The following is a 21,853-nucleotide window of genomic DNA, read 5'->3' as shown; positions in this document are numbered from 1 at the left end:
TCAACCTCTCAGGCTTTTGCGGCCACGGGAAAAGCGCCTCTCAAGCACCCGCGACAGTAGGGAAAGCGGGAACGCGATCACGAAATAGAACAGGCCGACCAACAGGAAGATGTGCATCGGCAGAAAGCTCTCCGAGGCGATGGCCCGGGCAGCCAACATCAACTCATCGGTGGCGATCAGGGCGCACAGCGAGCTGTCCTTGAGGATCGACACATAGGCATTGAGCAGCGGTGGCAACATCCCGCGAATCGCCTGGGGCAGGATCACCGCGGTGAACGCCTGGAACGGTGTCAGGCCGACGGCAATCGCCGACTCGCGCTGCCCACGGTGCAAGGCATCCAGGCCGCCGCGCAGGATCTCGGCGATATAGGCACTGCCCTGCAAGCCCAGCCCGAGGATGCCGGCCGCGAAGCCGGACAAGGTCAAACCCAGGCTCGGCAGGGAGAAATACAGCGCCAGCAACAAAGCCAACAAAGGCAGCGCGCGCATGCCCTGGATGAAATACTGCGCCGAGCGCCGCAGCCAGGCAAACGGGCTGCGCAAGGCCCAGGTCAACAAGCTGCCGAGCAGCGCCGCCAGGGCAAAACCGCCCAACGACAACTTCGCGGTGACCACACCACCTTGCAGCAGGCGCGCGGTCCAGTCGCTCCAGTACTCGGGGTATTGCGCAAAGAAGCTGATCATCGTGCGCTCCCCCAATGCCGTTCAAGACGAATAAAACCCAGGCCGATGGGCAGGATCATGGCCGCGTAGATACACATCACCGCGAAGTAGATCAGCGAGGTCTGGAAGGTCGAGGTCACCAGATTGCGCGCCAGGAACATGATTTCCGGCACGGCGATGGCCGAAGCGATGGAGGTGTCCTTGATCAACTGCGTGACGTAGTTGGCGAAGGCCGGCAACGAACGGCGCAGCGACTGGGGCAAGAGAATGTTGGCCAATATCTGCACACGGGTCAGCCCGACCGCCAGGCCGGCCTCGTATTGCCCGACATGCAGCGACTGCAGGCCGGCGCGAAAAATGTCGCAGAGCACGGCGCTGCCCACCAGGCTCAAGCCGACGATGGCCGCCAGCCACGCGGGCAGATTGATGCCCAGGTACGACAGGCCGAAGTAGATCAGGAACAAATGCGCCAGGGCCGGTACGTTGCGCATCCATTCGATAAAACAGGCAATGCCCGCCTGCACCAGTCGCGAACGGCTGAAGGTCAGCCACACCGCCAGCGCCAAGCCGCCGATACTGGCCAGGACCAGGGTGCAGAGGGCGATTTCCAGCGCCGTCAGGGCACCGCTCAACAGCAGGGGCAACAAGCCGAAAAAGGTCTGGAGGCTGCTCATTCAAGCCTGCTCCATGGCCATGCGCCCGAGGAAGCTGCGGGTGCGCTCGTGGCTGGGCGTGTCGATCACCTGCGCCGAAGGCCCCTGCTCGATGATATGGCCGCCGTCCATGAAGATCACCCGGTCGGCCACGTCGCGAGCAAAGCGGACTTCGTGGGTGACCATGATCATGGTCCGGCCCTCTTCGGCCAGCTCACGAATCACCGCCAGGACTTCACCCACCAGTTCGGGGTCAAGGGCCGAGGTTGGCTCATCGAACAGGATCACCTTGGGTTGCTGCGCCAGGGCCCGGGCAATGGCGACCCGCTGCTGCTGGCCGCCGGACAACTGCTCGGGATAGGCATCGGCCTTGTGCCGCAGATGGACCTTCTCCAACATGGCCTCGGCCAGTTCGTAAGCCTGCTTGCGCGGCATGCCACGGGCCTTGATCGAACCCAGCGCGACATTGTCGCGTACGTTCAAGTGCGGCCACAGGTAGAACAGTTGGAAGACCATGGCGATTTCCAGGCGTTGCGGGGCCATTTCCCGATCGCTGAGCAAACGCAGGCGCGCGCCGTCCCGAGCTTGCCCGATCAGTTCATCGCCGAGCCAGATTTCACCCCGGCTGGGTTTCTCCAGATAATTGATACAGCGCAGGCAGGTCGACTTGCCGGAGCCGCTGGGGCCGATCAGCGACAGGGTTTCCCCGGCCTTGAGCTCCAGGCTGATGCCCTTGAGCACCTCCAGGTCGCCATAACTCTTGTACAGATCACACACGCGCAACAGCGCAGGTTCTACCAGGTTGGACATCTTGCTCACCCGCTTTTTCTCGGTCTGGCGCAGGGTCGGCAACCTGACCCTGCGCACCACGCTTTATTATTGGCAGCCGGGCAGTTTCCAATCCGCCGGACGGTCGACGCTCAGGCGCAGGTCCTTGCCCTGGGGCATGAACCAGACATCTTGGGTCAGGCCGTAGCGAGCGCCGATCTTGCGCATCTCGCAGGTTTTCCAGAGCGCCTCGATCTGCGCGTTGACCGCCGCCAGCAGCTGCGGGTTGTCCTTGTTGAAACCGAACACCACCTGCCCCAGCCCGGTCAGCAGGGGGAAATCCGGGTCGTTGTCGGTGAAGGCATTGAAATGCAGGTGCCACTGGGCATTGCGCGAAATGGCGTACTGCATGACCGGTGGATCACCGATCACCGCGTCGATACGCCCGGCGAGCAGGTCGCGCACGGCGGCGTCCGAAGTGTCGTAGAGCGTCACTTGCAGCCCCGGGATCTTGCGCATTTCAGGAATAAAGGAGAAACCGGTGATGGTCCCGACCTTCTTGCCCTGCAGATCCTTGAGGGTTTTCCAGTCGGACTTGTCGGTCTGGGTGATGCCATTCTTGAAGTAGTGGATCGGATCACTCAGGGCCATGATTTTCGAGCGCTGCTCGGTCCAGCCCATGGTCCCGGCCATGACGTCGACGCGGCGGGCCTGCACCGAAGCAATGGTCCCCGACCACTCCATCAGCGCCGGCTTGACCTTCATCCCAAGTTTTTCGGAAATTTGTTGAAGGATTTCACCGTCATAGCCGACCATCTTGCTATCTTGATAACCAGTCCCCGGCATGTCACCGCTGAAAGCGATGGTCAGGCTGCCCGGCTCCACGGTGTCCAGCGCGAACGCCGGTACCGCGGCCAGCAGGGACAGTATCAAACCGGCGCAAAGACCGGTCATGCGTTGAATGTCAGGCTTGTTCATCGTGTGCACCTCGTTGGTTTTCTTCTTGAACGACAGGATGTTGGGCAGGCCTTCATCCTAGGGCCAAGGGCACCTGAATCAGTTGGATGCTTTGCACAAATGATTGAATATTTGCGACATCTGCATGAAACCGCAAACGAGGCCGGCGAACCCAGCCTGGTGGCGCGCCTCGACCGGCAAGCGGCACCCGCCCCGCACAAGCGTCGCGGAACGGCGGAACTGTCGGTGGGCATTGTGCTCTGGCCGCGTTTTCCGTTGCTTTCGTTGTCCGGGCTGACCGATGCCCTGCGTCACGCCGCCGACACCGGTGACCAGAGCCGGCCGATCCGCTGCGAATGGAAGGTGCTGGGCACGCCGGGGCAACGCGTGGCCTCCAGCGGCGGACTGGATGTGCCCATCGACAGCGAGATGGGCGACCCGCAACGCTTCGACTACATCGTGGTGATCGGCGGCCTGCTGGATTCGCTGGCCGATGTGCCGAAAAGTTACCCGGCGTTCCTGCACCAGGCCGCGGCGGCCGGCGTGCCCTTGATTGGCCTGTGCACCGGCAGCTTCGTGCTGGCCCGCCACGGGCTGATGGAGGGCCACACCGCCTGTGTGCATGCCTACCATGCCGATGACTGGAAACGCCTTTTTCCAACCCTGCGCTTTATCACCCACAACGACTTCCTCATCGACAAGGACCGCATCACCTGTGCCGGCGGCGTCTCGGTGATCGAGCTGGCGGTGCATCTGATCGGCATGCACTGCGGCCCGGACCGGGCCGGCAAGGTGGTGCATCAGATGACTGTAGCCAAGAGCGGCACCGGCAGCTTCCTCGACCGGCGCAAAGCCCTGGGCTATGCCAGCTCGTCCAACCGGCGCCTGCACGAGGCGGTGATGCTGATGGAAAAGCACATGGCCGAACCGCTGGAAATCGAGGCCATCGCCCATTGGGTCGGTACCAGCAAGCGCCAGCTGGAACGGCTGTTCATGGCGGAAACCGACACCAGCCCGGCGCAGTTCTATCGCCAGGTGCGGCTACGCTTCGGGCGCTGGCTGCTGGTCAGTTCGGATCGGCAGATCGGCGAAATCGCCTTCGAGTGCGGCTTTGCCGATGCGCCGCATTTCATCCGGCATTTCCAGAGCCTGTTCGGCCTGTCACCGGGCAAGTTGCGCAAGGAGTTGTTGAGGCACGCCGGGCCGTGACTGTCGTAGTGGCCGCTCAGCCCCGGATCACCCCAACCACCAGCGCAGCAGGAAAAAGAACGCCATGCTCAGCAACATGCTGAGCAAGGTGTTGCGGGTGTAGATCACCAGGCCGATGGCCACCAGTGAACTGAGCAGGTACGGATTGTCGTACTGCAGGTTCAACTGGTGATCGGGCATGAACACGATCGGCCCGCAGATCGCCGTGAGCATGCCCGGCACGGCAAAACCGAGGAACTGCCGGGCATTGCTGCTCAGGCGCACCGGCAGGCGCGGTTCGAGAAACACGTAACGGTTGAGGAACACCAGCAAGCCCATCCCGAAAATCACCGCCCAGACCATCATTCGCGCCCCCGATACAGCTTGTTGCAGAGAAACCCCGCCGTCATTCCCGCCAGCCCTGACAGCACCAGGGCCGAACCCAGCTGCCAGTAGCTGAACAGCACCGAACAGAACAACGACACCGCCACACAGACCACGGTCGGCACATTGCGCACCACCGGGGTGATCAAGGCAATAAAGGTCGCCGCGATGGAGAAATCCAGCCCCAGGTGCTCAAGGTCGGGAATGCTGCGGCCCAGCACAATCCCCGCCAGGGTGAACAGGTTCCAGGCGATATAGAACGTCAGCCCCACCCCCAGCGCATACCAGCGGTTGAACTGTTGCTTGTCGTGCTGGCTGGTCAAGGCGAACAGTTCGTCGGTCAGCAGAAAGCCCAAGCCGACCCGCCAGCGGCCGGACAACGGGGAAATCACCGAACGCATGCTCATGCCGTACAACAGGTGCTGAGAGGTCAGCAGCGCGGTGGTGAGCAGGATCGAGAAAATCCCCGCGCCGCCCTTGAGCATGCCGATCGCCACCAGTTGCGCGGCCCCGGCAAACACGATGCTGGACAAGCCCTGGCCTTGCAGGGGCGTCAGGTTGGCCTCGATGGCCATGGAGCCGGCCAGCAATCCCCAGGGCGCGGTTGCCAGGGACAACGGCATGATGGCCGCAGCGCCGCGCAGGAAGGCGGCGCGAGGTAACAGATGATCGGACATAAGACTCGGGCACAAAGAAAAAGACGCTGACTTTGCCAGCCCGCCGCGCGCCTGTCTTGAACATTTGTGCACAACGTGACACTTGAGCAGCGCCTTGCATCAAGCGCCGCCCAGGTAGCCCGGACCGATCAGCGAATCGGTGGCACGCGCACCGGCCCTTGTCGGCATTGATTCCTGACGCCTTTGCCGCACTCGCCGAAGCCCAAGTCCTTGGTCAGGCACACACGCACCTCGGCCAGTTCCGGCCCGCTGCAACGCACCGTCACGCCGCCCTCGGGCAGCCCCGGATTGCTTTGGTGGAACAATTGGACGATCTGGTCGGCGGAGTATTCGCGCGGCGTCGTCGAAGGTTGCAGGGCTGGCGGAACCACCACCGCTCCAAGTGCCTTGTCGGCCGCGTTCAGGTAGCCCGAAGCGCCCAAGCCGCTGCAGGTACCGTGCTTGTTCCATTCGTGTTCCAGCAGCTTGCCCGAGGGAAACAGGCTGAGCCCCTGCTGCCGTTCCTGCGCCGTCAAGGGCGTCAGTGGCGGGCAGGATTGCGGCCAGCCGCCCTTGGCATACTGCGGCCACAAACCATGGAGCACAAAGCCATAACCCTTGCCGCTGCACTGTTGGGCGTTGGCATGGGTCAGACAGAAGGTCGGTGACCAGGACAAGGTCAGCAGGTAGTAATCGAAAACCCCCGCCACCGATTCCGTCTGCTGCCTCGGTTGCCGGGCTTCGCTGAGACCTGCATGGCCCATCGCCAGGACGATGAGTAATGCGACTACAGAAGATAATTTCATTGGTTTTCCTATTCCATCGGGCGCCATCATGGCGCTCAAAACATCGTAACCATAGATTCAGGTCAAGCCTTGGCTCTAACAAAAACTGTTAAACGCCATTACAAAACAGTAGTATTTGGGACTTTTTTCAGGCTTTATCGCGCCGCCCCGGCGCACGCCACACGTGACGTAGTCGCTCTAGGGAGCAGTGTTTCATGAGTATTCGCAACATCCGCAAGAAAGTCGTCTCCATCCTATGGACCCTGGCCGTACTCTTTCTGATCTACTGCTTCCCGAAAACCATCCTCGGTTTCCTGCTCCTGGTCGTGGTTTGCGGTGTCTATGACTTCCTGCGCAACGGCATCTACACCACCGAATTGGCGAAGAAGTATTTTATCGGCAATGGCCGCAACACCTGGGTGCTGTCGCCCTTCAACTCCCTGTTCGACCTGATCAGCAAGCCCAATCGCGGCATCTACAAAATGCAGGACCTGCCGGAAGACTGCCAGCGCGACCTGCAGCAGGTCATCGACAAGGCGATGAGCCACAAGGACGAGATCATCCAGTATCTCGATTCGCGGATGGCGGAAAACAAGCGCGGCATGCTGTTCTTCCAGTGGTACGGACGCAAGATCGACACCGAACTGGACATCTCGGAACTCCAGCAGAAGTTCCCCTACGTCAAGACCGTGGGCGTGTCGGTATTCAATGAAAACCGCTCGACGTCCTTCCACTTCGGCCCGCTGCGCATGATGTTCCGCGTGCTCTACAACATGGCCCCGGCGCCGCACCATGAAGGCGTCTACATCCAGTGCCGCCAGCAAAAGCACTACTGGCATGACGACCCGCTGTTCATTTTCGATGACACGCTGCTGCATGCGTCCTTCAACAAGAACGACGCCAAGCGTTACTGCCTGTTCATCGATATCGTCCGTCCGTCCTACGCCCCGCGCATTATCAGCGGCGCGATCGCGGCGTTCGCCAGCGCGGCGTTCACCCTGCGCCAGGGCTTCTACAAAAACTGGAAGGTCATCAAGTAACAACGGCTGGCGGTTGCGCCGCGCCTTCGACGCGGCGCGGCCAAACCCGGTAATCGCCTTGAGGCGCTGGATGACCCAGCCCCTCAGGCGCCCGCCTCAAGCCCGCAGGACGCGGGCGCTGATTCAGGCCTGGATCAGATTGACAATCGCCACGTCCGGGCTGACGTCGGCATCGTAATCCACACCTTCAACCCCGAAACCGAACAGACGCAGGAACTCGGCCTTGTAGCCGGCAAAATCCGTCAGTTCGTTGAGGTTTTCGGTGGTGACCGCATCCCACAGCTTCGCCACCTGCGCCTGGACTTCCGGCTGCAGTTCCTTGTAGTCGGCACGCAGGCGGCCGTCTTCGTCGAGGATAGGGGTTGGCGAGTACAGGCTGTCCTTGTACAGGCCATAGACCTGTTCGATGCAACCTTCGTGGGAGCCCTGCTCCTTCATCACCTTGAACAGCAACGACAGGTACAGCGGCATGATCGGGATTGCCGAACTGGCCTGGGTGACCACCGCCTTGAGCACCGAAACCCGCGCGTCGCCGCCTTTGGCCGCCAGGCGTTCACGAATCTTCAGGACCTTCTGGTCCAGGTCCTTCTTGGCCGCGCCAATCGAACCGTTCCAGTAGATGTCGTGGGTCAGTTTTTCGCCCAGGTAGGTGAACGCGGTGGTTTTCGCGCCGTCAGCCAGTACACCGGCCTCGTCCAGGGCATCGATCCACAGCTGCCAGTCTTCGCCACCCATGACCTTGACGGTACCGTCGATCTCTTCCTGGGTCGCCTCGGCCAGCGTGGTGACGTTGACCTCTTCCTTGTCGGTGTTCAGGCCACGCTGGGTGACCGACTTGCCGATCGGCTTGAGCGTCGAGCTGTAGACTTCACCGGTTTTCGAGTCGGTACGGCGCGGCGCCGCCAGGCTGTAGACCACCAGGTCGATCTTGCCCATGTCGCGCTTGATGGCCTCGATGGTCAGGCGCTTGACCTCATCGGAGAAGGCATCGCCGTTGATGCTCTTGGCATACAGGCCTTTGGCTTCGGCAAACTTGTGGAACGCGGCGCTGTTGTACCAGCCGGCGGTGCCGAGCTTGCCTTCGTCGCCTTCACGCTCGAAAAACACACCGAGGGTATTGGCACCGCAACCGAAGGCCGCGGTAATGCGTGCCGCCAGGCCGTAACCGGTGGAAGCACCGAGCACCAGGACGTTCTTCGGTCCGTCGCTGACCGGGCCTTGCTGGGTGACGTAGTCAATCTGTTGCTTGACGTTGGCTTCGCAACCCACAGGGTGGGTGGTCACACAGATAAAGCCACGAACGCGTGGTTTGATGATCATAAGGTTCCCTTTTCTCATAGGCCGATATCGACACTGATGGTAAGCAGTGTCGCGGATTCTAGTCATAGACGTTCAAAAAGCCGAGGCGTCACTGCTTTTACAACACAGGCTTGCGCGGGGAAAGCAAAATCCCTTGCCTTGTATCGCCCAAACCTTGATTACCTGCCGTACGCACAACATTCTAGCGCCCATCTCCGCCAGTGAAGCCTGATCGACCATGAACACCACCAGCGCCGCCGAAACCGATAGTGATGTCTACAAGACCCTGCTCGAATCGACCAAGGCCATTCCCTGGCGGATCGACTGGCAAACCATGACGTTCAGCTACATCGGCCCGCAGATCGAGGCCCTGCTCGGTTGGACCCCGGACAGCTGGGTCGGGGTCGATGACTGGGTCGCCCGCATGCACCCGGATGACCGGGAATATGTGGTGAACTTCTGTGTGTCGCAGTCCAAGGCCGGCGTCGACCACGAGGCCGACTACCGGGCGCTGACCCGCGACGGCGAGTACGTCTGGATCCGCGATGTGGTGCATGTGGTGCGCAAGGACGGTGAAGTCGAAGCGCTGATCGGCTTTATGTTCGATATCAGCGAACGCAAGAAAACCGAAGAGCACCTGATCCGCCTGCAAAAGCAGTTGGAGGAATACTCGTTCCAGGACGGCCTGACCGGTATTGCCAATCGGCGCATGTTCGACACCGTGCTCGCCCGGGAGTGGGAATATGCCCAGCGCAATCAACTGCCACTGTCGCTGATCATCCTGGATATCGACTTTTTCAAGCAGTACAACGACCACTACGGGCATATCAAGGGTGACGAAGCCCTGCGCCAAGTGGCCCAGACCCTGTCCCAGGCGACCAATCGGCCACGGGACTTCATTGCCCGGATCGGTGGCGAGGAGTTCATCTGGCTACTGCCCGAAACACCGGCGGACAAGGCCCGGCAAGTGGCGGAGAAATGCCTGCAACTGGTTCGCCAACAGCAGATCGAACATGAGAAGTCAGCGGTTTCCGCGCTGCTGAGTCTCAGCCTCGGAGTCGGCACCATACGCCCCGCCGTCGATGAGCCGGCACTGGGTTTTGTCGAGAAAGTCGACGAACTGCTCTACCGAGTCAAGCGCAACGGCCGCATGGGCGCCGAGTACGCTAACTTCAGCGACTGATCAAACGGTGCGCTGGAGAGTGAAGTCGACGTTCCTTGAACGCCTGCCGGCGAACGAACGCGAAAGCGGGTTGCCGCGCCTCGCACGGCGCAACGACCACTACGTGCTGAACGAGGGCGTACCCGGGACGCCAACGCGAACTGAACACTGGCGACACGCCTACGGGTTTCGCGGCGCGTTAAAATCCTGCAAGCTGAACCCACTGGCACCGACCACCTGGGTGCCCGATTTAGCTATGCTAGGAACACGCGTGCGCGCGAAGCCTTTCTGGTGCAGCCGGCGCCTTAGCCGCCCGGCGACATCGCCTTGATGGAATAAAGCATGACCCAACGATCGGTAATCAACGCCTCGGTTAGCCCCAAGGGCAGCCTCGAAACCCTTTCCCAACGCGAAGTGCAGCAACTGAGCGAAGCCGGCTCCGGCAGCATCTACACGTTATTCCGCCAGTGCGCCCTGGCCATCCTCAACACCGGCGCCCATGTCGACAATGCCAAGACCATCCTCGAAGCCTACAAGGACTTCGAGATCCGTATCCACCAGCAGGATCGCGGTGTCCGCCTGGAACTGCTGAACGCCCCGGCCGACGCCTTCGTCGACGGCGAAATGATCGCCAGCACCCGCGAAATGCTCTTCAGTGCCCTGCGCGACATCGTCTACACCGAGAACGAACTGGAAAGCCAGCGTATCGACCTGGACAGTTCCCAGGGCATCACCGACTACGTCTTCCACCTGCTGCGCAACGCCCGCACCCTGCGCCCCGGCCTGGAACCGAAGATGGTGGTGTGCTGGGGCGGCCACTCGATCAGCACCGAGGAATACCAGTACACCAAGAAGGTCGGCCACGAACTGGGCTTGCGCAGCCTGGATGTCTGCACCGGTTGCGGTCCTGGCGTGATGAAGGGGCCGATGAAAGGCGCGACCATTTCCCACGCCAAGCAACGCATCACCACCGGCCGCTACCTGGGCCTGACCGAACCGGGGATCATCGCCGCCGAGGCGCCGAACCCGATTGTCAACGAACTGGTGATCATGCCCGACATCGAGAAACGCCTTGAAGCGTTCGTGCGCGTAGGCCACGGCATCATCATCTTCCCGGGCGGTGCCGGTACGGCCGAAGAGTTCCTCTACCTGCTCGGCATCCTGATGCACCCGGACAACCGCGAGCTGCCGTTCCCGGTGATCCTGACCGGTCCGCGCAGCGCGGAAGCCTACCTGCAGCAACTGAACGCCTTCGTGGTCGCGACCCTGGGTGAAGCGGCACAGAAACACTACGAAATCATCATCGACAACCCGGCCCAGGTGGCCCGGCAAATGGCCCATGGGTTGAAGGCGGTCAAACAGTTCCGTCGCGAACGCAATGACGCCTTCCACTTCAACTGGCTGCTGAAGATCGACGGCGGCTTCCAGCACCCGTTCGATCCGACTCACGCCAACATGGCGAGCCTCAACCTCAGCCGCAGCCTGCCTGCCCACGAACTGGCGGCCAACCTGCGCCGGGCCTTCTCGGGCATCGTCGCCGGCAACGTCAAGGACAAGGGCATTCGCCTGATCGAGGAACACGGCCCCTACGAGATCCATGGCGATGCGGCAGTGATGCGACCGTTGGACAAGCTGCTCAAGGCCTTCGTTGAGCAACACCGCATGAAACTCCCCGGTGGCGCGGCCTATGTGCCTTGCTATCGCGTGGTGAGCTAACCCCGCGACAACGATCTGTTTGTGCCTGCCGAACGGGCGCAAACAGATCGCCCTCCATCTGGCCGCCGCGCTGACCGCGACGCGCCAGAAGGTGACCCTCAACGACCTGACCCGCCAGGCGCTGAGCGAGTATTTGCTGCAGCATGCCTGATTCGGGACGTTGCACGAACCTTATGCTGCAACGCCCCCAGGATCAGCGACTCGCCACCACGAACAGGCGCGGGAACGGCAACAGTACCGTGCCATCGGCCAGCGCCGGATAGGCCTCGCTGATCGCCGCCAGGTAACGTTGCAGGTAAGCCGCTTTTTCCACCTCGTCCAGCGGCGCCAGGTATGGCCGCAACGCGGAACCCTTGAACCACTCCACGACAGCCGCATGGCCACCGGCCAGCGGGTGGTGATAGGTGGTGCGCCAGACATCCACCGTCGTGCAGTGCGGGCGCAGCAGTTCATAGTAGAAAGTCGCGTCGTGCCGTGGCGGGTGTCGCACCGCACCGATCTTGTCCGCCCACGGCCCGTCTGCTGCCACTTCCCGCGCCAGCCGGTGCGACGGTTCCTGCATATTGTCCGGGGTCTGTACCGCCAGGCTGCCCCCGGTGGACAGCTTGCTCACCAGATGGGGGTAGAGCATCGCGTGATCGGGTACCCATTGCAGCGAGGCATTGGCCAGGATCACATCGTAGGTCTGGTCCGGGTTCCAGGTGGCGATATCGGCGAGCTCGAAATTCAACCCGGGCAAGCGCGCCCGGGCGCTGACGAGCATGTCGTCGGAGCTGTCCATGCCGGTGACCCGTGCCTCGGGAAAACGCTGGGCCAGGACCTCGGTGGAGTTGCCCGGACCACACCCCAGGTCGACGGCGACACCTACGGTGCGAGTGGGGATGGCAGCCACCAGATCGCGGACGGGGCGGGTGCGTTCTTCTTCAAATGTTGAATACTGCTTGGCTGACCAGGTCATCAAGCGTCCTCTTGTCTATGGGAAGTGAGCACAAGCGTAGGTTTTGCACGCCATGATGACAAATGCTAACAATGACAAGCGGCCATACTGAAAGGTATTGAAATGCTTGAGCGGCGTCGATGGAAGTGACCGGTTGTTTCGTGCCGCTCACATCACCGCCATGGCCGATACACTGTTCGGCAATGATGAGAAAGCCAAGCGCTGGCTGTCCAAGCCCAAGGATCGCTTCTCGGAAAAAAGCCCCATGGCCATGCTTGAAATCCTCGTCCGCCTTGAGGTGGATCAGGAAGACTTTCCGGAAACCCAGCAACTGCTCAAGGTCGAGATCCACGGTGATGTCAGCATCGCCCCAGCCGCACCACTCAAGGCTGATTGGAGCGATGACCTGCGTCACACCAAGGGCCTGGGCGATGCGCTGGACCTCGGCGCAGAAGCGTAAGTGACATTTGCGCCAAACCGACCATTGACAAACCCGCCGCCAGCTTTTAAAAATAAGCGCTTATCCAGGGTGCAAACAAATATGTCCGCAACGCACAACCTCATTGCTGTCGCCGTTGGCTTGAATGCCAAGGCACCTGCATGCGTTGCGTTTGCCCCTAAATCGAAGAAACAGTCGCTCATGTGACCGGGGCGCGCTGTCCCGTCAGATGAGCTGACAGGACATTGAGCGCGACGACGGGTCACTCCTCCTCCTTGCCAACTTCCTTCTACGCTTCTGACGGTGACGACACGGTCAACCATCAGGAGAAAGTGCATGTCATCGTTTCAAGGTATCTGGGTTCCCATCGTCACGCCGTTCGCGGATCAGGCCATCGACTTCGTCGCCTTGCGGCGCCTGGTCGCGCATCTGCTGGACAGCGGCGTCGACGGCATCGTCGTCTGTGGCACCACCGGGGAAGCCGCGGCACTGGGCAAGCATGAACAGCTGGCGGTGCTGGATGCCGTGCTCGAACAGGTCCCGCCGCAACAGGTGGTGATGGGCCTGGCGGGCAACAACCTCAGCGAGTTGCTGCAATTCCAGAGCGAGATACTCAAGCGTCCGCTGGCCGGCCTGCTGATCCCGGCACCCTATTACATCCGCCCGTCCCAGGCCGGCCTGGAAGCGTTTTTCAAGACCGTCGCCGATGCTTCCAGCGTGCCAGTGATTGTCTACGACATTCCCTACCGCACCGGGGTAAGCTTCGAGCAGGCGACCCTGCTTAACATCGTCGCCCATGAGAATATCGTCGCCATCAAAGACTGCGGCGGCAACCTGGGCAACACCCTGGCGGTGCTGGCCAGCGGTAAGGTCGATGTGTTGTGTGGTGAGGACAATCAGATGTTCAACGCGCTGTGCCTCGGCGCAAGCGGGGCGATTGCGGCATCGGCGCATATCCATCCCGAGTTGTTCGTACGGTTGCACCGGCAGATCCAGGATCAGCAGCTCGCAGCCGCCAGGACCACGTTTTTCCAACTGACGCCACTGATCCAGGCTCTGTTCGTCGAGCCCAACCCCGGCCCGGTGAAAACCGCCCTCGCCCTTCAAGGACTGATTCGTGACGAACTGCGCGCACCGATGCAAACCAGCAGTAAAGCCACGACCCGGCGCCTGAACGACATCCTCGCGACGCTTGACCACGAAGCCCGGTAGAAGCCGGACCAGCCACCCGAGTAGGATATCCGCACTTACGCCTGGATCAGAAAAGGAAGTCGAGATGTTCTACCGGATAGCGGCCGACGGGCTGGTGTCGTTTCACCTGTTGTTCATCCTGTTCGTGCTGTTTGGCGGGCTGCTGGTGCTCAAATGGCGCCGGTTGATCTGGCTGCACCTGCCTGCCGCGACCTGGGGTGTGATCGTCGAAGTCTTTCACCTGGAGTGCCCGCTGACCCGCTGGGAAAACCTCTTTCGCCAAGCCGCCGGACAAGGCGGTTATGGCGAAGGTTTTATCGAACACTACCTGATTCCACTGATCTACCCCGCCGGACTGACACCCACCCTACAGCTTGGCTTCGGGGCCCTGGTGCTGCTGCTCAACCTCACGGTTTACCTGCGTCTGTTCAAGACCCGACGCCTGAAAGCCGCACACTAGGCACCTTGCCGAGGGGCTGCGACGAAACAGCGCTATTGCCGTCTCTCGGATTGACCCTCTAACAAAACCACCATATAGTGTGCTCAAGATTAATAAAAACACTACATGATGTGCCACCCCTCTCCTACGGCACCTTTCATCCCCTGGGCCGCCAGGGTTTTCCAATGCCTGCTTGTGTTGTGAATCCTGTTGAACGGGAGCCCTGAACACGTGTCTACCTGTCTGACGAAAAGGCAGTGAGCCAGGCCTACAAACACCCCTACAAGGAACATCCGATGCTCAGCTGGGACGAATTCGACAAGGAAGAAGGCGAGGTTGCCGTCAAGGGCGCCAACGCCGGCCACGCCACCGAAGCCAACATGGACCGCCTCGACAGCGCCGGTGGCGCCGCGGCCCAGGAGGCCCGTGCCGTGACCGCTTCCGACTCGGCCGCCATCGCCCGTGCCAAGGCGGCACTCGATGCCCTGGACGTCGCCGAAGGCCTGGCTGAACTCGAAGGTGCCTCGGCCCGTGTCGCGGTCGACGAAAAGCGCATGATCAACTGCCGCGCCGACCTCAACCAGCTCGTCCCCTTCAAGTACGACTGGGCCTGGCAGAAGTACCTCGACGGCTGCGCGAACCACTGGATGCCGCAAGAAGTCAACATGACCGCCGACATCGCCCTCTGGAAAGACCCGGAAGGCCTGACCGACGACGAGCGCCGCATCGTCATGCGCAACCTCGGCTTCTTCTCCACCGCCGACTCCCTGGTGGCGAACAACCTGGTGCTGGCCGTGTACCGCCTGATCACCAACCCCGAGTGCCGCCAGTACATCCTGCGCCAGGCCTTCGAAGAGGCGATCCACACCCACGCCTACCAGTACTGCATCGAATCGCTGGCCATGGATGAAGGCGAGATCTTCAACATGTACCACGAGATTCCATCGGTGGCGAAAAAGGCCACCTGGGGCCTGAAGTACACCCGTTCGATCTCCGACCCGGAATTCAAGACCGGCACCGTCGAGACCGACAAGGAACTGCTGCGTAACCTGATCGCCTACTACTGCGTGCTGGAAGGGATTTTCTTCTACTGCGGCTTCACCCAGATCCTGTCCATGGGCCGTCGCAACAAGATGACCGGCGTGGCCGAGCAGTTCCAGTACATCCTGCGGGATGAATCCATGCACCTGAACTTCGGCATCGACGTGATCAACCAGATCAAGATCGAGAACCCGCACCTGTGGGATGCCGAGATGAAGGAAGAAGCCACGCAGATGATCCTGCAGGGCACCCAGCTGGAAATCGAATACGCCCGCGATACCATGCCGCGCGGCGTGCTGGGCATGAACGCGGCGATGATGGAGGACTACCTCAAGTTCATCGCCAACCGTCGCCTGTCGCAGATCGGTTTGAAGGAAGAATACCCAGGTACGACCAACCCGTTCCCATGGATGAGCGAGATCATGGACTTGAAGAAAGAGAAGAATTTCTTCGAGACGCGGGTGATCGAGTATCAGACTGGCGGGGCGTTGAGCTGGGATTGATACCGCTGTTCACCTTGGGTGAATAGACTGGAATACCGAAAAGCCCTGAACCTGTTCAGGGCTTTTTCGTTTGCGTCTGGGCACTGCAGCTATGAAGCCAGGTGCTTCGCTTCCAGCCCGCGCGTTTCGATCACATCGAATACGTCACTGGCATCCTGTAATAATAGCCGTGAAATAGAGGCGATATTGCCCAAATCTCGCGGATCACTATCGCTTAACCGTATACAGGTGAACAAGGTCATCAATTTATTGACCGCCCGCATGAAGTGTATAGAGCCAGCGACGGTAGCCACATAGGCGCATTCGACTATGTGACAGGCGAACAGCTCAAGCCCGCTAATAAAAAGCGTAATCTTAAAAAATGTCTGTGAGGTTTCCATGGGACTGAAATTGCGAATCCAGTGGTTTGACAAACTCACAGAGCTTGGTGAGGGTGGAGAACGCTCCTTAGACCAAGGCGATGACTATTCCAGTATGGAGTCCCTAGGGCTGCCCCCAAAACCACTATAAACAATGGATGCTTTAACATTTCCGATGAATGGAAAGCAAAATTACAGCCCTACTTCAACCACGAAATTAACTTAAAAAAACATGACTATACAATTGCATTCGATCATGCAGACAAATGGCGATAGCTGACTTTCAGAAGAGTGCTCTACGCAGGATTTTATGATGTTAAAAACCAGCCACTCAAAATAAACGAAAGAAAAACCAATTTCTATCGACATAAGGAAAGATATTAAAAAACAAAATTTTATTTATATCGCGACTGTATCGTCAGACTGCGATCGTAACCACTTCCCGCTGGAAACAGACCACCCAAAAACTGAAAATTCCATTCTGGACAAACGTTTGTTCATCTGCAACGAGGGAGCGTTTGACTCATTCAAGCAGGCTTCGGAAACTAGTCTTGCATGAGGGAATCCGTTCCTGCAACAACTCCTGACAAGGCCAAAACGCTGGAATTGAACTATCAGAGGTAGGTGATCTAGTATCAGCCTAGGAATTCGGCCACCACCCAGGCATTGGCGTGGTTCGCAGCACTATTCCCAGCCGAGCGATGGAAAGCCGAAGTCGTACCAGATGGACCACAGGACAACAAGCAAACCGGCAAGAACCTCGCGGCGGCGATAGCGCACCAGGTAGCGCAACACCACGCTCAGGTCGGAACGACTCAAAGCACGCAGGCTTTGCCCGTAGGACATCAGGCGCAACGCATCCTCAGCCGTGTCGTGGCTGCGACGCGGGTCATAGCCATATCGCCGGTAGGCCCCCGATGCGCCGGAGAAACCCAGCAGAATTTCGCCCTCCAGATGGACCAGGCGCGGCCTCAGGTTCAGGGACTCCATCAGGTCCGTGGCGCTGTTGACGATGGAACTCACGCGGTCTTCGCCGAGGACGCTGATCGCATCACCTGTGACGTCCACGTGCGTACCAGTCAGGAGGTTGCCTTGCTGTTCCGAATAGAACAGTTGGCCCACCGTATTGTTTAGGCCGGTCCGTAGATCTCGAACATGATTGGCGCCCAATAGCTGATACCAGTTGCGATCGGCCCGGCCATTCTGCAGGCGCTGCACCACGTTATCCCAGGTCGCCACCAGGGTATTGGCGTTCATCGCCACGAACAATGCGCGCACCACAGCCATTCGCTCATCGACTCGACTGTTCAGGACGCTCTGCACCGCCCGCCGCAGGAAGTTGTCGGCCACGATATGCCGTAGATGGAAAGCACCGCCACGGATATCGTCGAAGTTCGTCGCTGCCGTCTGGATGTCCAGTGCTGACGGCCCGGGATTGCCCAGTGCCTGCACCTGCGCGCTGCCAAAGCTGGAGAGCGATGTATCGATCGTCTGTCTGCTGAAATTACCTCGGCGCAAACTGTGCGTGATAGGTGTACGCCAGTCGGTGATGGCCGGGGGCTCTTGCTCCTCGTTTTCCTGATACCGATGCAGGCGCCTTACCGCCAGGATCAGCATTAGCAGAAGCAGGCAAACAGTGGTCAGGACAGGAATAAAGAGATTACTGGCGCTGGAGAAGCCATCGTTGGAACCGTTTCCACCTGGCATAAGCATCCCTTCAGGGTAAGAGCCCAAGGTGCCCGCGCCACGCCCTCCGGGTCCGGCCCGTTAGGTGTCGCTTCAGGATAACAAGAGCTACGGCTGTCAGCTTGAAACGGTAGCAGCAATTCGAAAACCTACAAGAACTTGGACCAGAGCTGAATGTACTGGGATCTTCCAGTGTGTGTAAGCCTCCATGGCGCACCATCATCCTCGACCTTCTCTCAAGACATCACCGGTTTCTTGGGTCTGCGCCATTCGAAGCCCAAAACGCCTAAACAGGTGGCGACAGGAGCGAGTACGGTTTTATTGAGCCGCATCAGTTCCCCTCTAGTCCCGATGCTCTAGGCTGCTCTTGAGCCCTTGCCGTTTGCGGGGCGTTCAGGAGCTTTTATGCCAACATCCCCGGTTCAGGTCACCCTCAATGGAGAACTGATCGAAACCAGCGCCCTGCGTTCGATCCTGGAAGCCGTTATCGACTCAGGACAACCGCTCATCGACGCTGTCGGCTGCATGGGCCAAGGCGTCTGTGGCTCATGCCGGGTGCTGATCCGGCGTGCTGGCGAACGTGAGGTCAGCACCGCCCTGGCCTGCGAAACCCGAGTCGAGCAGGGTTTGCAGATCAGCTTCCTCGACCATCTGCCCATGAACCGGCACCACACCTACAACCTCCACGACTGGGACGACACCTGGAACATCTCGGAGCGCATTGCCGCCACCTTTCCCGAAGCCAGTCATTGCCGGCACTGCGGCGGTTGCGACCGCGCCTGCCCCAAGGGCCTGGAGGTGCAGAAAGGCGTCAACCTGGCCGCCGTCGGGGATCTGTCAGCCAGCCAGGTATTCGACGAATGCATCATGTGCAACCTGTGCACCATTGCCTGCCCCGAGCATATTTCGCCGAACCATCTGGGCCTCTACATACGCCGGATGTCAGCTTCCGTCGGCTTTCGACCGGCGGACCTGATGCAGCGCCTGAGCCAGATCAACCGCGGCGTGACGAGCGTCGACCCCAACGTGACGCTGGAATAAGGAACACAACATGCCCGGTATTCCTTATCTGCAAGCACTGGCCCAACTGCGCGCCAGCGCTTGCGCGCCCGCCTCTGAAGCATTCGATAAACAAGCACTGCTGCACGCCTTCCACCCGGACTATCAGGTTGGCGCCAATACGCCGCTGCAGGTGGGCGTGAATCGCGGCGACAACTGCCCGCGCGAACTAACAGACCGCCTGCACAGCAACGCGCAAATTGATGACGCGGCCTTGGCCGGTGCCCCGGTGGTCAATACCGGTGTGCTGATTATCGGCGGCGGCGGTGCCGGTTGCGCAGCGGCGCTGACCGCCGTGGAACACGGTGCCCATGTCATCCTCGCGACCAAGCTGCGCCTGGGCGACAGCAATACGGTGATGGCCGAGGGCGGCATACAGGCTGCCGTCGGCGAGGACGACAGCCCCCAGATTCACTTTGAAGACACCCTGCGCGCCGGCCACCTCTGTGCCGATCGAACGCTGGCGGCGCGTCTCGCCCAGTCGGGACCGGAGAGTATTCGTTGGTTGATCGAGCGCGGCATGCACTTCGATCTCGCCGAGGGCGGCTTGATCGGTGGCAAGCTGCTGCGCAAGAAACCCGGCGGTGCCAGCCGTGCGCGCATCCTCTCGTTCAAGGACTACACGGGTCTGGAGATGATGCGGGTACTGCGCGAGGCGGTGGAACTGGAAGAGCGGGTGAGCGTGTGGAACCGCTGCCCTCTGGTAGAGCTGCTCTCCGACGAAAGCGGCACCTGCGTGGGCGGCGTGCTGTACAACCTGGAACGGCACAGCTTCATCCTCGTACGCGCCAGCCGCGTGATACTCGCCACGGGCGGCGCCGGGCGCCTGCACCTGAATGGTTTCCCCACGTCCAACCATTATGGCGCAACCGCCGACGGCTTGATCCTGGCCTATCGTCTTGGCGCTCGCCTGCGCGAAATCGATTCCTTCCAGTATCACCCCACCGGCTTGGCCTGGCCGGCGCATCGTGTCGGCGGGCTTATTTCCGAAGCCGCGCGCTCGGCTGGAGCCTATCTGGTGAACGGACTGGGGCAGCGTTTCATTCCCGAACTGCAAACCCGCGATGTGGTGTCCGCCGCAATCCTCAAGGAATGCGCAGAAGGCCGTGGCGTCGAGCGTGACGGGCAACTGGGCGTCTGGCTCGATACACCCGGTCTGGAGCGCCGCCATCCGGGGATTCTCAAGGAACGCCTGGTGAGCCTGGGGCATGTCGCGAGCCAGTGCGGTATCGATCCAGCCGTAGAGCCACTGATCGTCCGGCCGACCCTGCATTATCAAAACGGAGGAGTGGCCATCAACGAGAACGGTGAAACCTCGGTACGCGGGCTGTACTGCGTCGGCGAAATCAGCGGCGGCATCCATGGACGCAATCGCATGATGGGCAACGCCCTGGCAGAGATCATCACCTTCGGACGCCGGGCTGGAGAGCACGCGGCACACACCGCCGACCCCACGCCCGCACCGAAGGTCGGCCTGTCACACGTGTACGACTGGCAACGCCAGTTGATCGCCGCCGGCTTGCCACTGAACGTCTACGGCCCCGAGTTGTTCCCCGGGTACGGCAACTTCGACCTGCGCCGGCACAGCGCCGTGCCCCACCGGGCCAAGGGTGCACTGCCGACCACTCACGCCGACTCGCTGCCTTACTGAGATGCCTGAGATGAAGACTCAACTCGTATTACTCGCCCCCGCCGTACAAGTGGGCGCCGATCTCGATGCCTGGTTCGCCCAGGGCGGCGGCGAAGGCTTGCGCGCCGCGCTAAGCGATCCGGGCGGCATCCTCCCGACCCTGGCCGAAGCAGACCTGCGCGGCCTGGGTGGCGCCGGTTTCCCTACCCATCGCAAGTGGGCCGCCGTGGCGGAGCAACCTGCGGAGCTGGAAAAGTATGTCCTGTGCAACGGTAACGAGGATGAGCCAGGCACCTTCAAGGATCGCGAACTACTGGAAAAATCGCCGCATCAGGTGATCGAGGGCGCGCTGATTGCCGCGCTAGCCACACGGGCCAATCACGTTTATCTCTACGTCAACCCGCACCAGCACGGAGCAGTGGCCGTTGTGCGTCAGGCCGTCGAGCAATGGCGGGGCTGCGCCCTCCTGGCCGAAGTCGCCCGGCAGCAGAATCGCCCGATCGACCTTGCGGTGGTGGAAAGCTCGGGCCTGTATATCGGTGGCGAAGAAACCGCCGTGATCGCCAGTGTCGAAGGAGGCTTCCCCTTCCCCCGGCAAAAACCGCCCTACCCCGCGCAAAGTGGCGTGCATGGCCAACCGACACTGATCAACAACATCGAAACCCTGGCCCAGGTTGCCCACATCCTGCGCCATGGCGCCGCCTGGTACCGAGACCTGGGCCTGGGTAACGCCTGTGGGACCAAGCTCTACTCACTCTCCGGGGACGTACTCAGGCCAGGCCTGTACGAGCTACCGATGGGCACCTCGCTGCGCACGCTGATTTTCGAGCACGGCGGTGGCATGTTGTGCGAACGCGCTTTCAAGGCGGTATTCACCGGCGGTCCTTCCAATACCCTGCTGGGCACGGGCGATCTGGATGTGCCCCTGGACTTTGATGCGCTCAAGGCCCGTGGTTCAAGCCTGGGTACGGGGGCCATGATCGTGATCTCGGAGGGCACCAGCATCGTGCGCAAGGTGGCGGAGTACGTCGACTTCTTTGCGGCGGGCTCCTGCGGCCAGTGCCCACCATGTAAAGCCGGGACCTATCAACTCTCGCGGTTGCTGCGGCGAATCGATACCGGTATGGGCCTGCCCAATGACCTGCAGGCACTGGAGAGTCTCTGCCATTTGCTTCCGGGCAGCGGCCGCTGTGGCCTGATTGATGGCGCGGCAACGGTAGTACTCAGCTCCCTGAAGCAATTTCGCAACGAATACGCCGCTCAAGTCATTGCCGTGGGTGGATGACGTCCAATCGCCC

The 21,853-nt window shown here is 60.7% G+C and carries 23 protein-coding genes and 2 pseudogenes; 15 read left to right on the top strand and 10 right to left on the bottom strand.

Going from position 1 to position 21,853, the window contains the following annotated elements; all coding sequences use genetic code 11:
* The 4 genes from AC07VG_RS10305 to AC07VG_RS10290 form a co-directional block, all read right to left on the bottom strand.
* Positions 1-684: an amino acid ABC transporter permease gene (locus tag AC07VG_RS10305; protein ID WP_495020981.1), complete on the bottom strand. Its 684-nt coding sequence runs from the start codon at positions 682-684 to the stop codon at positions 1-3.
* Positions 681-1,337: an amino acid ABC transporter permease gene (locus AC07VG_RS10300; protein WP_495002360.1), complete on the bottom strand. Its 657-nt coding sequence runs from the start codon at positions 1,335-1,337 to the stop codon at positions 681-683. Before AC07VG_RS10300 ends, AC07VG_RS10305 begins: the two co-directional genes overlap by 4 nt.
* Positions 1,338-2,126, bottom strand: coding sequence for an amino acid ABC transporter ATP-binding protein (locus AC07VG_RS10295; protein WP_495002361.1), 789 nt, complete (start codon positions 2,124-2,126; stop codon positions 1,338-1,340). It lies immediately after the preceding gene.
* Positions 2,127-2,192: 66 nt separating this feature from the next.
* Positions 2,193-3,062, bottom strand: a complete 870-nt coding sequence (locus AC07VG_RS10290) for an ABC transporter substrate-binding protein (RefSeq protein WP_495002362.1) — start codon at positions 3,060-3,062, stop codon at positions 2,193-2,195.
* A gap of 99 nt (positions 3,063-3,161) precedes the next feature.
* Here AC07VG_RS10290 and AC07VG_RS10285 point away from each other — a divergent pair, with 99 nt between their 5' ends.
* Positions 3,162-4,250 carry a GlxA family transcriptional regulator gene (locus AC07VG_RS10285; protein WP_495002363.1) on the top strand — a complete coding sequence of 363 codons (1,089 nt, stop codon included), beginning with the start codon at positions 3,162-3,164 and terminating at the stop codon, positions 4,248-4,250.
* Between the two features lie 27 nt (positions 4,251-4,277).
* Here AC07VG_RS10285 and AC07VG_RS10280 read toward each other — a convergent pair whose 3' ends face one another.
* From AC07VG_RS10280 to AC07VG_RS10270, 3 genes are all read right to left on the bottom strand, one after another.
* Complete coding sequence (locus tag AC07VG_RS10280) at positions 4,278-4,592, bottom strand: AzlD domain-containing protein (RefSeq protein ID WP_495002380.1); 315 nt, start codon at positions 4,590-4,592, stop codon at positions 4,278-4,280.
* Complete coding sequence (locus AC07VG_RS10275) at positions 4,592-5,290, bottom strand: AzlC family ABC transporter permease (protein ID WP_495002364.1); 699 nt, start codon at positions 5,288-5,290, stop codon at positions 4,592-4,594. Before AC07VG_RS10275 ends, AC07VG_RS10280 begins: the two co-directional genes overlap by 1 nt.
* A 128-nt stretch (positions 5,291-5,418) precedes the next feature.
* The gene (locus AC07VG_RS10270; RefSeq protein ID WP_495002365.1) at positions 5,419-6,075 is read right to left on the bottom strand and encodes a ribonuclease T2 family protein; all 657 of its coding nucleotides are present in this window, start codon (positions 6,073-6,075) and stop codon (positions 5,419-5,421) included.
* Between the two features lie 194 nt (positions 6,076-6,269).
* Between AC07VG_RS10270 and AC07VG_RS10265 the strand changes: the two genes are divergently transcribed.
* Positions 6,270-7,094: an aspartyl/asparaginyl beta-hydroxylase domain-containing protein gene (locus AC07VG_RS10265; RefSeq protein WP_495002366.1), complete on the top strand. Its 825-nt coding sequence runs from the start codon at positions 6,270-6,272 to the stop codon at positions 7,092-7,094.
* Positions 7,095-7,217: 123 nt separating this feature from the next.
* Here AC07VG_RS10265 and fabV read toward each other — a convergent pair whose 3' ends face one another.
* On the bottom strand, positions 7,218-8,414 hold the full coding sequence (gene fabV / locus AC07VG_RS10260; protein ID WP_495020980.1) for an enoyl-ACP reductase FabV: 1,197 nt from the start codon (positions 8,412-8,414) through the stop codon (positions 7,218-7,220).
* Positions 8,415-8,631: 217 nt separating this feature from the next.
* Between fabV and AC07VG_RS10255 the strand changes: the two genes are divergently transcribed.
* From AC07VG_RS10255 to AC07VG_RS10245, 3 genes and pseudogenes are all read left to right on the top strand, one after another.
* On the top strand, positions 8,632-9,576 hold the full coding sequence (locus tag AC07VG_RS10255) for a sensor domain-containing diguanylate cyclase (protein WP_495002368.1): 945 nt from the start codon (positions 8,632-8,634) through the stop codon (positions 9,574-9,576).
* A 321-nt stretch (positions 9,577-9,897) separates the two neighbouring features.
* Positions 9,898-11,271, top strand: a complete 1,374-nt coding sequence (gene ppnN, locus AC07VG_RS10250) for a nucleotide 5'-monophosphate nucleosidase PpnN (RefSeq protein WP_495002369.1) — start codon at positions 9,898-9,900, stop codon at positions 11,269-11,271.
* 52 nt (positions 11,272-11,323) lie between these two features.
* Positions 11,324-11,422: pseudogene (locus AC07VG_RS10245) on the top strand (type II toxin-antitoxin system HicB family antitoxin); the annotation flags it as partial.
* A gap of 42 nt (positions 11,423-11,464) precedes the next feature.
* Here the strand turns inward: AC07VG_RS10245 and tam are convergent.
* The gene (gene tam, locus AC07VG_RS10240) at positions 11,465-12,229 is read right to left on the bottom strand and encodes a trans-aconitate 2-methyltransferase (RefSeq protein ID WP_495002370.1); all 765 of its coding nucleotides are present in this window, start codon (positions 12,227-12,229) and stop codon (positions 11,465-11,467) included.
* Between the two features lie 115 nt (positions 12,230-12,344).
* Here tam and AC07VG_RS10235 point away from each other — a divergent pair.
* The 7 genes and pseudogenes from AC07VG_RS10235 to AC07VG_RS10205 all read left to right on the top strand — a co-directional run.
* Positions 12,345-12,485: pseudogene (locus tag AC07VG_RS10235) on the top strand (antitoxin Xre/MbcA/ParS toxin-binding domain-containing protein); the annotation flags it as partial.
* Between the two features lie 498 nt (positions 12,486-12,983).
* Positions 12,984-13,859 carry a 4-hydroxy-tetrahydrodipicolinate synthase gene (gene dapA, locus AC07VG_RS10230; protein ID WP_495020979.1) on the top strand — a complete coding sequence of 292 codons (876 nt, stop codon included), beginning with the start codon at positions 12,984-12,986 and terminating at the stop codon, positions 13,857-13,859.
* Positions 13,860-13,923: 64 nt separating this feature from the next.
* Complete coding sequence (locus AC07VG_RS10225; RefSeq protein WP_495002372.1) at positions 13,924-14,298, top strand: DUF2784 domain-containing protein; 375 nt, start codon at positions 13,924-13,926, stop codon at positions 14,296-14,298.
* A 275-nt stretch (positions 14,299-14,573) separates the two neighbouring features.
* Positions 14,574-15,821, top strand: coding sequence for a ribonucleotide-diphosphate reductase subunit beta (locus tag AC07VG_RS10220; RefSeq protein ID WP_177145490.1), 1,248 nt, complete (start codon positions 14,574-14,576; stop codon positions 15,819-15,821).
* A gap of 266 nt (positions 15,822-16,087) precedes the next feature.
* Positions 16,088-16,192, top strand: coding sequence for a colicin E3/pyocin S6 family cytotoxin (locus AC07VG_RS10215; protein ID WP_495004472.1), 105 nt, complete (start codon positions 16,088-16,090; stop codon positions 16,190-16,192).
* A gap of 7 nt (positions 16,193-16,199) precedes the next feature.
* On the top strand, positions 16,200-16,331 hold the full coding sequence (locus tag AC07VG_RS10210) for a colicin E3-like toxin immunity protein (protein WP_495020978.1): 132 nt from the start codon (positions 16,200-16,202) through the stop codon (positions 16,329-16,331).
* Positions 16,328-16,456, top strand: a complete 129-nt coding sequence (locus AC07VG_RS10205; RefSeq protein ID WP_495021118.1) for a colicin E3-like toxin immunity protein — start codon at positions 16,328-16,330, stop codon at positions 16,454-16,456. The genes AC07VG_RS10210 and AC07VG_RS10205 overlap by 4 nt, the downstream gene beginning before the upstream one ends.
* A 408-nt stretch (positions 16,457-16,864) precedes the next feature.
* Here AC07VG_RS10205 and AC07VG_RS10200 read toward each other — a convergent pair whose 3' ends face one another.
* Positions 16,865-17,887: a hypothetical protein gene (locus AC07VG_RS10200; RefSeq protein ID WP_495020977.1), complete on the bottom strand. Its 1,023-nt coding sequence runs from the start codon at positions 17,885-17,887 to the stop codon at positions 16,865-16,867.
* A gap of 384 nt (positions 17,888-18,271) precedes the next feature.
* Between AC07VG_RS10200 and AC07VG_RS10195 the strand changes: the two genes are divergently transcribed.
* From AC07VG_RS10195 to AC07VG_RS10185, 3 genes are read left to right on the top strand one after another with little or no spacing between them, the layout of a single operon-like run.
* Complete coding sequence (locus tag AC07VG_RS10195; RefSeq protein ID WP_495020976.1) at positions 18,272-18,907, top strand: 4Fe-4S dicluster domain-containing protein; 636 nt, start codon at positions 18,272-18,274, stop codon at positions 18,905-18,907.
* Between the two features lie 10 nt (positions 18,908-18,917).
* A complete protein-coding gene (locus AC07VG_RS10190; protein ID WP_495020975.1) occupies positions 18,918-20,576 on the top strand; it encodes an FAD-binding protein in 1,659 nt (552 codons plus the stop codon).
* A 10-nt stretch (positions 20,577-20,586) separates the two neighbouring features.
* Complete coding sequence (locus AC07VG_RS10185; protein ID WP_495004466.1) at positions 20,587-21,840, top strand: complex I 51 kDa subunit family protein; 1,254 nt, start codon at positions 20,587-20,589, stop codon at positions 21,838-21,840.
* The last annotated feature ends 13 nt before the right edge of the window (positions 21,841-21,853 follow it).

Source organism: Pseudomonas sp. GW821-FHT03C07 (assembly GCF_059420925.1).
Note: the sequence above shows the minus strand (reverse complement) of the source record. Positions and strands in the feature narration are given on the sequence as shown.

Bases quoted from the DNA above. Each gene is read 5' to 3' on its own strand.
- AC07VG_RS10210 (WP_495020978.1), top strand. From the start codon at position 16,200: ATGGGACTGAAATTGCGAATCCAGTGGTTTGACAAACTCACAGAGCTT.
- AC07VG_RS10255 (WP_495002368.1), top strand. From the start codon at position 8,632: ATGAACACCACCAGCGCCGCCGAAACCGATAGTGATGTCTACAAGACC.
- AC07VG_RS10285 (WP_495002363.1), top strand. From the start codon at position 3,162: ATGATTGAATATTTGCGACATCTGCATGAAACCGCAAACGAGGCCGGC.
- AC07VG_RS10220 (WP_177145490.1), top strand. From the start codon at position 14,574: ATGCTCAGCTGGGACGAATTCGACAAGGAAGAAGGCGAGGTTGCCGTC.
- AC07VG_RS10270 (WP_495002365.1), bottom strand. From the start codon at position 6,075: ATGAAATTATCTTCTGTAGTCGCATTACTCATCGTCCTGGCGATGGGC.
- AC07VG_RS10280 (WP_495002380.1), bottom strand. From the start codon at position 4,592: ATGGTCTGGGCGGTGATTTTCGGGATGGGCTTGCTGGTGTTCCTCAAC.
- AC07VG_RS10300 (WP_495002360.1), bottom strand. From the start codon at position 1,337: ATGAGCAGCCTCCAGACCTTTTTCGGCTTGTTGCCCCTGCTGTTGAGC.
- AC07VG_RS10195 (WP_495020976.1), top strand. From the start codon at position 18,272: ATGCCAACATCCCCGGTTCAGGTCACCCTCAATGGAGAACTGATCGAA.
- AC07VG_RS10275 (WP_495002364.1), bottom strand. From the start codon at position 5,290: ATGTCCGATCATCTGTTACCTCGCGCCGCCTTCCTGCGCGGCGCTGCG.
- AC07VG_RS10185 (WP_495004466.1), top strand. From the start codon at position 20,587: ATGAAGACTCAACTCGTATTACTCGCCCCCGCCGTACAAGTGGGCGCC.
- dapA (WP_495020979.1), top strand. From the start codon at position 12,984: ATGTCATCGTTTCAAGGTATCTGGGTTCCCATCGTCACGCCGTTCGCG.
- tam (WP_495002370.1), bottom strand. From the start codon at position 12,229: ATGACCTGGTCAGCCAAGCAGTATTCAACATTTGAAGAAGAACGCACC.
- fabV (WP_495020980.1), bottom strand. From the start codon at position 8,414: ATGATCATCAAACCACGCGTTCGTGGCTTTATCTGTGTGACCACCCAC.
- ppnN (WP_495002369.1), top strand. From the start codon at position 9,898: ATGACCCAACGATCGGTAATCAACGCCTCGGTTAGCCCCAAGGGCAGC.
- AC07VG_RS10265 (WP_495002366.1), top strand. From the start codon at position 6,270: ATGAGTATTCGCAACATCCGCAAGAAAGTCGTCTCCATCCTATGGACC.
- AC07VG_RS10200 (WP_495020977.1), bottom strand. From the start codon at position 17,887: ATGCCAGGTGGAAACGGTTCCAACGATGGCTTCTCCAGCGCCAGTAAT.
- AC07VG_RS10305 (WP_495020981.1), bottom strand. From the start codon at position 684: ATGATCAGCTTCTTTGCGCAATACCCCGAGTACTGGAGCGACTGGACC.
- AC07VG_RS10190 (WP_495020975.1), top strand. From the start codon at position 18,918: ATGCCCGGTATTCCTTATCTGCAAGCACTGGCCCAACTGCGCGCCAGC.
- AC07VG_RS10295 (WP_495002361.1), bottom strand. From the start codon at position 2,126: ATGTCCAACCTGGTAGAACCTGCGCTGTTGCGCGTGTGTGATCTGTAC.
- AC07VG_RS10225 (WP_495002372.1), top strand. From the start codon at position 13,924: ATGTTCTACCGGATAGCGGCCGACGGGCTGGTGTCGTTTCACCTGTTG.
- AC07VG_RS10290 (WP_495002362.1), bottom strand. From the start codon at position 3,062: ATGAACAAGCCTGACATTCAACGCATGACCGGTCTTTGCGCCGGTTTG.